This window comes from Rhodopirellula baltica SH 1, from assembly GCF_000196115.1.
In the GTDB taxonomy this organism is placed as follows: domain Bacteria; phylum Planctomycetota; class Planctomycetia; order Pirellulales; family Pirellulaceae; genus Rhodopirellula; species Rhodopirellula baltica.
Genome location: NC_005027.1, coordinates 5,995,382 through 6,007,369 on the forward strand (window position 1 = coordinate 5,995,382; position 11,988 = coordinate 6,007,369).

General features: G+C 54.9%; 8 protein-coding genes. 1 reads left to right on the forward strand and 7 read right to left on the reverse strand.

Features of this window, described 5'->3' with window-relative positions; all coding sequences use genetic code 11:
- Positions 1 to 73: 73 nt before the first annotated feature.
- The 7 genes from RB_RS22905 to RB_RS22935 all read right to left on the reverse strand — a co-directional run bounded on the left by RB_RS22905 (position 74) and on the right by RB_RS22935 (position 10,948).
- The gene (locus tag RB_RS22905; RefSeq protein ID WP_011123067.1) at positions 74 to 2,380 is read right to left on the reverse strand and encodes a SulP family inorganic anion transporter; all 2,307 of its coding nucleotides are present in this window, start codon (positions 2,378 to 2,380) and stop codon (positions 74 to 76) included.
- Positions 2,381 to 2,633: 253 nt separating this feature from the next.
- A complete protein-coding gene (locus tag RB_RS22910; protein WP_007327571.1) occupies positions 2,634 to 2,927 on the reverse strand; it encodes a hypothetical protein in 294 nt (97 codons plus the stop codon).
- Positions 2,928 to 3,135: 208 nt separating this feature from the next.
- Positions 3,136 to 4,905, reverse strand: coding sequence for a potassium/proton antiporter (locus RB_RS22915; RefSeq protein WP_011123069.1), 1,770 nt, complete (start codon positions 4,903 to 4,905; stop codon positions 3,136 to 3,138).
- A gap of 263 nt (positions 4,906 to 5,168) precedes the next feature.
- Positions 5,169 to 8,327, reverse strand: a complete 3,159-nt coding sequence (locus RB_RS22920; RefSeq protein WP_164922389.1) for an efflux RND transporter permease subunit — start codon at positions 8,325 to 8,327, stop codon at positions 5,169 to 5,171.
- Complete coding sequence (locus RB_RS22925; RefSeq protein ID WP_011123072.1) at positions 8,324 to 9,727, reverse strand: efflux RND transporter periplasmic adaptor subunit; 1,404 nt, start codon at positions 9,725 to 9,727, stop codon at positions 8,324 to 8,326. The genes RB_RS22920 and RB_RS22925 overlap by 4 nt, the downstream gene beginning before the upstream one ends.
- A 115-nt stretch (positions 9,728 to 9,842) precedes the next feature.
- On the reverse strand, positions 9,843 to 10,316 hold the full coding sequence (locus tag RB_RS22930) for a MarR family winged helix-turn-helix transcriptional regulator (RefSeq protein WP_164922390.1): 474 nt from the start codon (positions 10,314 to 10,316) through the stop codon (positions 9,843 to 9,845).
- 206 nt (positions 10,317 to 10,522) lie between these two features.
- Entirely contained in the window at positions 10,523 to 10,948 is a 426-nt protein-coding gene (locus tag RB_RS22935; protein ID WP_007327578.1) for an RrF2 family transcriptional regulator, read from the reverse strand.
- Between the two features lie 299 nt (positions 10,949 to 11,247).
- Here RB_RS22935 and RB_RS22940 point away from each other — a divergent pair, with 299 nt between their 5' ends.
- Positions 11,248 to 11,712: a hypothetical protein gene (locus RB_RS22940; protein ID WP_011123077.1), complete on the forward strand. Its 465-nt coding sequence runs from the start codon at positions 11,248 to 11,250 to the stop codon at positions 11,710 to 11,712.
- Positions 11,713 to 11,988: the final 276 nt, after the last annotated feature.

The following is an 11,988-nucleotide window of genomic DNA, read 5'->3' on the forward strand; positions in this document are numbered from 1 at the left end:
ATGGGCGTGAACATGATGTTCACGCCCAGGATCTTCGGGCGAATTGGTCATCTGACGATGTTCGCCCGAGAGGTTATCCAGCCACTTCTGCCGTTTGACCCGATGACGAGTCGGGAATGACACCCGAAACGCTGTCCCCGAGGAACTTCGTGTGGCCAGACTTCACATCATACAACGCGCCGATCACCTTCACACGACCCGCTTCCACCGCTTCGCGGATGATTCGGCTGCGTTTAACGATCTCATCGACCGTGTGCATCACGTTGTCTTCAGCCACCTTGTCGACGTACTGTTCCATAGCCTCTTCACTCAAGTTTTCAATTGCTCGAGTGACATCGCTTGGGATGCAGGGTGCAATTTCGTCAACGATTGGTTGCAGGTGTTGGCAACCGGTCGCCGCTTCCGCTCCTTGATTCGCGGCAACCAAATTGACCGATGAAGTCACTGCTCCACATCGAGTGTGACCCAAGACGGCGACCAACTTCACTCCAGCAACGCCGACCGCGTATTCCAGGCTGCCCAGCGACTTGGTTCCGACGATGTTGCCCGCCACACGGACACTGAAAATGTCGCCAACGCCGAGGTCAAACACCAACTCGGTTGGTACCCGCGAATCGATGCAGCTCAGAATCGCCGCCAACGGATTTTGTCCGGCCGCTGTCGCGTTGACCTGTTGCCCTAAGTCACGGTTCAGACGCGTTCCACTGGTGAAACGTTGGTTTCCGTCGTGCAGGATCTTGATGACCTGATCCGACGTGACCTTCTCTTGCAATTCGCGGGACGTGAAATCCGCAAATTGCTTGGAATCACTGAGTTGGTACTTTCGCCGAAATCCTTTGAGATTGACTGAAATGTTGCGAGCGGGAGCAACGTTTTGCTTGAAATCACGAATCAAACTCAAAACATCGGGGTCGATGTAGTCCGAACCGGATGCGTCGATTACCAACTTGCCGCCCGGTTGTGATTCGTTGAGGACGCGGTCCAAAGCGGCACGGTTAAGGAAGCTGACTTGGTTGGAAAGTTCGATGTGGGTGACATCACCGTCAACCTGAGTTTCCACGATCCGGCGAATTGGCCGACGCAGATTGCTGTTGAGAATGAACAGAACGCTGATTGCCAAACCGATCAAAATACCGATCAACAAATCCGTTACGACGATCGCGATGACCGTGATAATGAACGGTGTGAATTGATAGCGACCTTCCTTCCACATCTGTTTGAAGATGGCCGGGCTGGCCAATTTAAACCCGGTCACCAACAGAATCGCCGCCAACGCCGACAGTGGGATCTTGTTCATCAAAGTCGGCAGGAAGGCAACGCTGACCAGCAACAATCCCCCGTGGAAGATGGCCGACATCTTCGTTTTCGAACCGGAGGCGACGTTGACCGAACCACGAACCACGACCGATGTGACGGGAAGTCCACCAATCAAACCGCACACCATGTTGCCGCAGCCCTGTGCGATCAATTCGCGACTGGGAGGTGAGTTCCGTTTGGCTTTGTCGAGCTTGTCGACCGCTTCCAGGTTCAGCAACGTTTCCAAGGACGCAACCACGGCGATCGTGACAGCGGCAATGTAAATCGCCGGATCAAACGTTCGACTGAAATCGGGCAGTCGCAGGAATCCGAAGAATTCAGAGAAGCTTTGTGCGATCGGGATCTGAACCAAGTGCGACTCGCTGACCAACCAATCTTGGCCCATGTTGGTGAAACCCAGGTTGAGCAACACTCCCACGACAACCACGATCAGCGGTGCTGGAACCAGGGACTTCTTCAAGGCGGGAATGCGTTCCCAAACAAGGAGAATGGCAATCGACAGAAAACCGATCACCATGGCGCCGATATGGATTTCCCCGGCGAAGATCGTCAGCAATTCAGAGAATGTGTTTTCTTGGTCGGGCTGGATAAACGACATCTCACCTTCCGGGTCGGTGTCGTGTCCAAAGATGTGAGGGATTTGTTTCAAAATCAGGATCACCCCGATCGCGACCAACAACCCTTTGATCACGCTGGATGGGAAGAAGGCGGACAGAGCACCGCCTCGTGCGATCCCAAAGATGATTTGGATGACGCCCGCGATCAGCACAGCCAACAAGAATGCTTCGAAGGAACCAAGGGAAGCAATTTGTGCTGCAACGATCGCGGTCAAACCTGCCGCGGGTCCGCTGACGCTGGTGTGCGATCCACTGATCGCCGCGACCACCAAGCCGCCGACGATACCAGCGAGCAATCCGGAGAAGAGGTCGGCACCCGATGCCAAGGCGATGCCCAAGCAAAGTGGCAACGCGACGAGGAAAACAACCAAACCCGAGATGAGATCTTGCAGGATGGTACTGGGAGAGAAAATACTGGTCGGAGTCTGAGCTTCGGAAGTCGACATAGAGGAATCCTTGGCAGAACGAAGACGTCGTTGTGCAAGCGAAAAAGGCGAATCAAGATGAGCGAACTCTCACACAGCAATCTGCGCAGGAACTGAGCTTTTCAGTTTGTGCGAGGCGCAATTCTGAAGATCAGAACCACGTTCACGATGCGGTCAGTCACGAAAATGATTTTCCGATGACATGTGCTTTCGCCTGCCAGTGGCAGATGCGTCGCGGGAGTTCAGAGACAAAACGGATGGATAGACCGGTGGCCTAGCATCGCATCGGTGCGAGCAATCCGTTGGCGATTCGATGACCTTTTGTAGCGGCAGGAATCTGGCGAGTTCGCAGGACCAAAGTTCGGTCCTGTTCCGTTTCGCGATGAAGTACAAATCCGCCCTGAGTCGAGCGAGTTTGCTGGACACGTCGATGCGCAGAGCAAGGAACGCGTTCTTCGATTTCTTCCGTTTCAGTTTGTCGACTGTTTCCCAGCAGCGAGCGGGAAACGGTGGTTGAGATTCCCAGCGTTGGAAACGCAACCAAAAACAGCATGATGAATGACATCATGCGGCTGCCGCGACCAACATCAAATAAGCTGGGGGATGTGTTCAAAACAACGGTTTTGAGAAGATGAGAATGGAAATCGTGGCAATGAGTGGAATCGAGAGTCAGGTCACTTCTATGCGAAGCACCGAGGCACTGTTCTACCAAAAGGTGACTGAAACTTGATTTCCGACCAATCCCTAGGCGAGCCAGAAGGCTATCACTCGGGCACTCATTCTAGTGGCAAGCTCGTTGCCGACAAGGATGAATCGGTCGCCTCTGCCGGTTCCGCAAGGATCGACATTCCGACGTACAGAACAGTTCCATCGGACGATAATTCCCGTAAATGAAGCGCAATTTGATCGATTTGGACCACCGCACCGATCTTCACATTGTTTTCACCCAAATGTTGCCGAACCAATTCGTCGAGAGTCAGATCCCCATCGTCGGCCAGCTTCAACTCGTAAAATTGCTCCAAATCGCAAACCTTGATTGAACCTCGCAGAGGAAACTCAAGTTCCTGAGGCAATTCTTTCACGTGAGTTCGAGTGGGAGCAAAAACGCGGTCCACCATCGCCCGGATGCTTGGCCGGAGGACCACCACCACGTGATCACCCTGAAGCAATTGCGAGCGGCCCTGCGGCAATACCGTTTGCTCATCGCGAACGATCAGTGCGATGACGACGCCATCGGGCAGCGCCAAGTCTTTGATCATGCACCCGGACGCTCGGGAATCTTGGTCGATGTAGTAATCGACGATGTCTCCATCGACGTTTTGCAGCGAGCTGATCTCCAGCGTCACCGGCGTTTTTTGGTTCTTCGGCACTTCTAACTTCAGGAATCTCGCAACCGCTGGAAGCGTCCAACCCTGCACAAGCGCAGAAACCAGAACAACAAAGAAGACCGTGTCGAAGATGACCGAAGCGGCCGGAAGTCCCGCCATCATCGGGAACGTTGCCAAAGTAATTGGCACCGCGCCCTTCAGTCCCACCCAAGACAAAAACGACAATTCCCGGACCGTGAATCGAAAAGGCATCCCGCATAGAAAAACCGCGATTGGCCGGGCAACGAAGATCAGCACCGATGCGATTAGGAGCGCAGGAACAGTGACGTCCCACAGACGACTGGGGAACGACAGAATGCCGAGCGCCGTGAACATCAAAATCTGACACATCCACGCGAGCGCATCGTGGAAGAGCACGATGCCTCGATGAAAAACTGGGCGTCGATTACCAATCACGACACCGGTCAGATAGACGGCCAAGAACCCGCTGCCGCCCAACTCCGATGCCATTCCAAACGAAAACAATCCCAACGCGGTTGCCATCACGGGGTACAAGCCCGCCGCTTCCAATCGAATGTGTTGCAAGACCCATGCACCCGCCCAACCGACCGCCATGCCCATGGCCGTGCCCACGACGGCTTGGTTGAGAAACAGGGTGACCAAACCAAAGCCAAACGGCGTTTGACCGGTCAACACTTCGATCAACCCGACGGTCAGGAAAATCGCCATCGGGTCGTTCGAGCCGCTCTCGACTTCCAAGGTATTGGCCAGTCGAGGCCGAATGTGAACGCCACCGCCCCGCAAAACAGAGAACACAACCGATGCGTCGGTGGATCCGACAATGCTGCCCAAAAGCAAGCCTTGAAGCCACGAGAGCCCCAAAATCCAAGACGCTGCCAAACCGGTGATTACGGCGGTCACGATGACGCCCACCGTCGCCAGCAACGAGGCGGGTTTCCATGCTGATTGGAATGCGGCGTATGGCGTTCCGATCCCGCCGTTGAAAAGAATCAAACACAACGCCGTCGTCGCGAAACCGTGTGCAAGCGTGTAGTTTTCGAATTCGATCCCGCCGATGCCCTCAGACCCTGCCAGCATCCCGATGGCCAAGAAAACCACCAAAACGGGAACGCCCATTCGAGCCGAAAACTTATTCGACGCGATTCCTAGTAACAGCAAACTCCCGGCGATCAGGATGAGAGTTTCGATGCTGAACATGATTGGATTTTAAAAAGTGTGAATGAGGTGATCGGTGATGGGCAAGCCGAGTTGCTTCGGAACGGTTGCTACTCAGTCTAGGAAACCAAACGAAAAACCGGAAAGCCCTCGCGGCACCGCCAAGGAACTTAGCGGTGTCGACGTGAGCATTCCGGTTTCTTTTTTGACTTTCGATAAAAGTCTTCGAACTTAGAGCATGTTCATGTTTGCCATCGCTACCGTCGCTGGACGGTGGATCACGTTCTCGCGGACATAGTTGCCAATCAAACAGCGTCCACTGTTGTTTCCGGTTCCTTCTTTTTCGCGAACCGTCGCAGCATCACGTAGAACACTGGCGTCAGGAACAAGCCGAACACGGTCACTCCCAGCATTCCGGCGAACACTGCGGTTCCCAATACACGTCGCATTTCGAAACCGGCACCCGTGGCGACCAACAATGGCACCACGCCGAGGATGAATGAGAACGCGGTCATCAAAATCGGACGCAAACGCAAACGGCATGCTGCGATGGCGGCGTCGAAGCGGTTTTTGCCCGCGTCTTCTTCTGCCTTCGCAAATTCGACAATCAAGATCGCGTTTTTGCATGCCAGTCCAATCAAGACAATGAACCCGATCTGCGTCAAAACATTGTTGTCCATCCCGCGGAACCATACGCCCGAGAGCGCGAACAGCAAGCACAGCGGCACAATCAAGATGATTGCCAACGGCAGCAACCAGCTCTCGTACTGAGCGGAAAGTGCCAAGAACACAAACAGAACCGCGAGTGGGAATAGGAACACAATCGTGTTCCCGGCTTGGCGTTCTTGGAACGCGATTTCGGTCCATTCGTAACCAAAACCGGGCGGCAAGTTTTGGTCGGCCAGTTGCTCCATCGTCGCAAGGGACTGGCCGGTGCTGAATCCAGGAACGGTTGTTCCATTCAAATCAGCCGCGGGGAACAGGTTGAATCGCACCAAACGGTCCGGACCGGCGGTTTGTGTGATGTTGACGACCGATCCCAATGCGATCGAGGCACCTCGGTCACTGCGGGTTCGGATCTTTGTGATATCGGTCGCCTCGTCGCGGAATTTTGGTTCGGCTTGAGCCGTCACACGATAAGTGCGTCCGAGGAAGTTGAAGTCGTTGATGTACACCGATCCCAGATAGACCTGCAAAGCCTCGAAGACTCGATTGACCGGAACGTCCAGCATCTGAGCTTTGGTTCGATCCACGTCCGCATAGACCTGAGGCACATCCATCCGCAGGTTGGAAAACACTTGCGTGACGCCGGGTTGCTGATTGGCTTTCGCGAGCATCGTCTGAGTGACTTCGTTCATCGCGTCCAAACCCGCACCGCTGCGGTCCTGGACATACATCTTGAAACCACCCCCACGCCCGATCCCGCGAATTGGCGGCGGTGGAATGATCAAAATTTGGGCTTCGTTGATCGCGGCAACCTCCCGACGCATGTCCGCGACGATCGCATCAACACCGCGACCTCGTTTGGCTCGTTCCTTGGCATCTTCCAGCGGCAAAAACGTCACCGCGGCGTTGGGTTTGATTGAGAACGTTGCTCCCGAAAGTCCCGCGATTCCAACCGCGTGGGCGACACCGTCGATTTCTTTTCCGATCTCCGCGACGCGCCGAGTCACGCGGTCGGTCCGTGCCAGGGACGCACCGTCGGGCAAGTTGATTGCGACAATGACGTAACCTTGGTCTTGATCGGGGATGAACCCGGTGGGCACCATGCTGAAGCTGAACCCGGTGAGAATCAGCAAGCCGACATACAGCACCATCGCGAATCCAGTCTTCTTGATCAGACGTCCAATGATCGAAGCATAAATGTTGCTGGTGGCATCGAACGTTCGATTGAACAGTCGAAAGAACCAGCCGAACAGGAAGTCGATCGCTTTGCCAGTGCGGTTCTTCGGAGCGTTCTTAGGACGCAGCAACAACGCACACAACGCCGGGCTGAGGGTCAGCGAGACGAAGGTCGAAATCGCGGTGGAGATCGAAATGGTCAACGCAAATTGTTGATAAAACTGACCGCTGATTCCGGGGACAAACACGGTCGGCACGAACACGGCAATCAGAACGAGTGTTGTCGCTATCAAAGCGGATCCCACCTCGTCCATCGCTTTGTGTGTGGCTTCCCGAGCGGTCATGCCTTCGGCGATCAAACGTTCGACGTTCTCAACCACCACAATCGCGTCATCAACCACGATTCCGATCGCCAACACCAATCCAAACAGTGAAAGCGTATTCAGCGTCACTCCGAGGAACTGCATCACCGCGAATGTGCCGATCAATGAAATCGGAATGGCGATCACGGGAATGATCGTCGGACGCCAACCGTGCAAGAAGAGGAACACGGTCAGCACCACGAAGATGGTCGTGATGAAGAGTGTCTCGAACACTTCCGCGATCGAGTCTTCGACATAATCAGTTGGGTTGTAAGCGATCTCGTAGCCAATTCCTTGGGGGAATTCTTCGCTCATCTCGCTCATGACACGTTTGACTTCGGCCGCGGTGTCAACCGCGTTTGTGCCGGGGCGTTGGTAAACCAACACCGCGATTGCGGACTTGCCATCGAGGTAACTCAAACGGGAGTAATCCTGTGCACCCAGTTCAATCCGGGCCACGTCGCGGAGTCGCGTGATTCGTCCGTCTTCACCACGTTTGACGATGATGTCGCCAAATTCGTCTTCGCGAATCAAACGACCTTGGGTGGTGACGTTCAACTGAAAGTCACCCGTCTCATCCGTCGGTGGTTGCCCGATCACACCCGCGGCGACTTGAATGTTTTGAGCTTGAATCGCATCCACGACTTCGCCCGCGGTCAAATCGACGTGTGTCATCTTTTCGATGTCCAACCAAATCCGCATGGCGTATTCGTTGCCGCCAGCGATGCGGATTTCACCCACGCCATCCAAACGCATCAGTGCATCGCGAACACGAAGGAACGCGTAGTTGCTGATGTAGAGTTGATCGCGGCTGTCGTCGGGCGAGTTCAGGTGAACCACCATCAACATGTCGGGGATTTGCTTGGTCGTCGTCACACCGATTTGGCGGACTTGTTCTGGCAAACGCGATTCAGCGATCGCAACACGGTTTTGGACCAACACCTGAGCGTCGTCCAAGTCAGTGCCCAGCTTGAACGTCACGGTCAGTTGCATGGTGCCGTCCGAGCTGGACGACGATTCCATGTACAACATGTCATCGACACCGTTCATCTCTTGTTCGATGGGTGTCGCCACGGTGTCAGCAATGACTTCCGGCGTTGCACCGGGATAGCTGGCCCGAACCAAAACGGTCGGCGGTGCCACGCTGGGGTATTGGGAAACCGGCAGCGTGAAATACACGATGCCGCCCACTAGCACGATCACAAATGACAGCACCGATGCGAAGATCGGGCGTTCAATGAAGAAGTGAGGAAACTTCATCGTTTCACCTCCGTCATGCGATCCGCAACTGGAACGGCGGTCGGTGGGGGTGAGATCCATTTCTCTTTCGGAACCGGTTGATACTCGTCCGGCAATCCGTCTTCGACGACTTCAATCTTTCCGTCAATCGTATTCACCTCGGCATCGGGACGAGCCTGCATCAGACCTTCCGTCACCAACAATTCGGTTCCGTCGAGCCCTTTGCGAATGACTCGCAGGCCGTCGATGATCGGACCACTGGTGATGGGACGACGCTGGATCACACCATCGACGACGATGTAGACGTACTGGGTCGATTGGTCGGTGCCGATCGCCGAGTCAGGAATCAAAACCGCTTTGTGTGATGCACTGCCTGGAATTCGAATGCGAGCGAACATGCCGGGAAGCAACAGTTCGTCTTCGTTGGCAAAGACACTTCGGGCACGCAGGCTGGCCGTATTGATGTCAAAGCGGTTGTCGACGAAATCCATGTGTCCCTGGTGAGGGAAACCGTCTTCATCGACCAATCCAAGGAACACCGGGTTCTTTGCAACTCGCGAACTTTCGCGTTCACCGGATTTGGCCAAACGGGAATATTTCAGTACGTCTTGTTCGGTCGCGTCAAACACACAGTAAATCGGCTGCACCGATGCGATCGTGGTCAACAAAGAAGAGGTCACGCTGCCGCCGGCAATCAGGTTGCCTTCGGTGACGTACTTGCGACTGATGCGACCAGTGATGGGCGCACGGATGCGAGTGTATTGCAAATTAAGCTCAGCGGTCTCGACGCCCGCCTTTGCGAGTTCAATTTCAGCTTGCGCGGTTGCGATTGCGGCTTCGGATGAATTCAGGCTCGCACGAACACCTTCGATGTCGGCCTTTGCTTTCAAGAACTCCGCCTCACGGTCATCCAGTTCGTCTTGGGACGAAGCGTTGCGCTCGACCAAGTTCTGCGTTCGCTTGTAACGAACATCGGCGAGGTTCAATTGAGCTTCCGATTGCAACAGGTTTGCGCGAGCAACCTCCGTCATCGCCTTGGCTTGTTTGAATTGCGATTCGGATTGCTGCAGTCTTGCCTGCGCCGCTGCCAACTCGGCTTCGAACGGACGCGGGTCGATGATGAATAACAAATCGTTCTTTTCGACAATTTGGCCTTCATCGAAATGGACCGACTGCAGATAGCCACCCACACGAGCTCGCACTTCCACCAAGTCGACCGCCTCCAATCGTCCGGTGAAGGCATCCCATTCGACAATTTGCTTCACAACCGGTTGCGCGACGGTCACGGTGGGGTTGGGCATCGCCGGCGGTCCGCTTTGGCCCTGGCTGCATCCAGCGACGACGAGCAACAGCATCCCGCTGATGCAGGACCCGAGTGCGAGCTTCCCAAAGAAGGCTTGGTTTTGATGAGGAGGATTCATGATCGGTTTCGATCCAAAGACGAAAGAGTTCGGGTGGGACCCAAGCGGTGTCTGCTCGTGATGGCGGACAGGAGTCGGGTGAATGGGGTTCGGAGTTGAAAGTGTTTGAGTGAAGTCAGTCGTCGCAGCGAGAAATCGATTCACGAGTTCGATTGAGCAATTGCAAAAGACTCTGCTTGTCCGCCTCGTTGAGCTGTTTCAGCATCCGGTCTTCCAGCTCTCGAAGTGGTTGCATGGTGTCTTCGACGAGTTGTTTGCCCTTTGCGGTGATTGCCACATGCACGACTCGACGGTCCTCGGTGCACCGATTGCGCTCAACCAGTTCTTGCGAGCAAAGATGGTCAACCAGCGACGTGACCGCGGGGACGACCTGAATCATTTGCTCTCCAATCTCGCCGCAAGTAAGCGGCCGCTCAGCGAGAGCCAAGCTGCGCAGAATGTTGAATCGAGACAGCGTCAAACCGTGTTCGCGAAAAAGACGCGAGAAGCGGTTGTCGAGTTGGTCGCCAATGCGAAGGAAGTTCAGCAACACTTCTTGGTCCAAGCATCGAAATGGTTGGGGGCGGTTCAGTTCCTGTTGCAGATTCATTGCGAATTCCTCGGGCGGACGTCGTTTCACTGCTGAATAGGTTATTAGTGAGATATCTTTTGTCGAATCGTTTCCGCCGATAAAATATTAGGTAGCGCAGGGCCACGGAAACCTCCAGGTAGCGGTCGCATGGTCGCCGTAAATGCTCAGAAGGAGCGTGCTCTTCTGTTCAGTGTTTGCGGTGGTCGCTGCTTGGAAGCTTCAGCTCAGCTGGCTTCGGTGCGATCGAGTTGCTTCCGCGTGGGAATCACTTCCGCGAGAGTGACGCTGTTCAGATAATCCATCTGGATGCGTTCGGCATTGGCGAGCACGCCGGTGAGTTTGCAGAAAGAGTGGATCACACATCCGTGATCGCCCGCGACACACGGCAACAGATGCATGTCACTTTCCACCGTGGCGATGATTTGTCCAACGGTGACGTCTTCGGGGCGAACCGCCAATTCAATCCCGCCGCCAACCCCGCGGATGCTTCGCACGTATCCTTCACGCGCGAGAACGTTGACGACTTTGGCGACATGATTGACGGAAATATTGAACAGAGAGGCAACCCCAGCGACGTTGGCCCGAGATTCTCTCGTGGCCAAATACATCAACGTTCGCAGTGCATAGTCGGTTTGGGTTGTCAGTCTCATATCGATCCAGAGTAAACCTCGCGGGCTCGCGTATCGTATCAAACATCGCTTTTCTCGCTTGCTTCTGTTGAAAAATCAATGTTTTGTGGTGGTGCAAACTGAGCGGTGTTGTCCACGATTCTGGGCGTCGGTCCCTATCGGTGGAACGAGCGAAGTTCAGCTTTGGCGTGGGAACTCCCCTTGTTCAATTGACTTGGGTGTTCAGTCTGCCTAGGCTCGTAGGAGTGCCGCCTTTGCTCCTTGTCGAGCATGGCTTTTCTTGAGGCGGCAAAAACTCAGTTTGATCAACTGAAAAAAACATGTTGCGTGCTCTTCTCCTTACCGTGGTCGCTGTTTTGCTGGCGGGCGTTTCGACGCCGCGTTCAGTCGAGGCGAGTTGCGGGGATTGGTTGCAGCATTCTGGTAGCGCATCGATGAGCGTGGTTGAACCGCCCGCGATGCGAAGCAGCGACCTGAAACCGATCCAACCGGGGACTCCGCTGAATGGCACGGTGAGTCACGGTGGACAGGAATCAGCCGGTCAATCCATTCCCGTCAAACCGTGCGACGGACCATTGTGTGGCCAGTTGCCAACGCTTCCGGTTCAGTTGCCGACGGTTCCTCCTGCTGAACGTCCGCATCACGATGCCATCTGGAAACAGGCATCGCCGGGTATGTGTTCGGGACAGTTCCTTTGCCGTTTGCAGGATGGTTCGGCGGATGTTCAACCAGGATTCTCGCTGGGGATCGATCGTCCGCCGCAGATGACCTTGTCTCTGGCTTGAGCAAGTCGTTTCCGCATGTTGGTTGGCAATCGCTGACCATTACTCGTTGTCTGCATGGATGACGAGCATGTGGATGCAGCATCGAGTCCGCCGACGCATGTTTGTGTTTGGCGAGCGTTGCGAAAAATGTCCTGCTCGATGTCAGTTCCGGTGCCATCTCTGGTGCGCCGGCAACCAAAGGATCTCGGTTGGCAGCGGTCCGCTTCCAACCGATCGATGCACTTCCACCGATTCCGTCGGTCGCGGGTGCACCTTAAGTCTGCAAACTGACCGTTC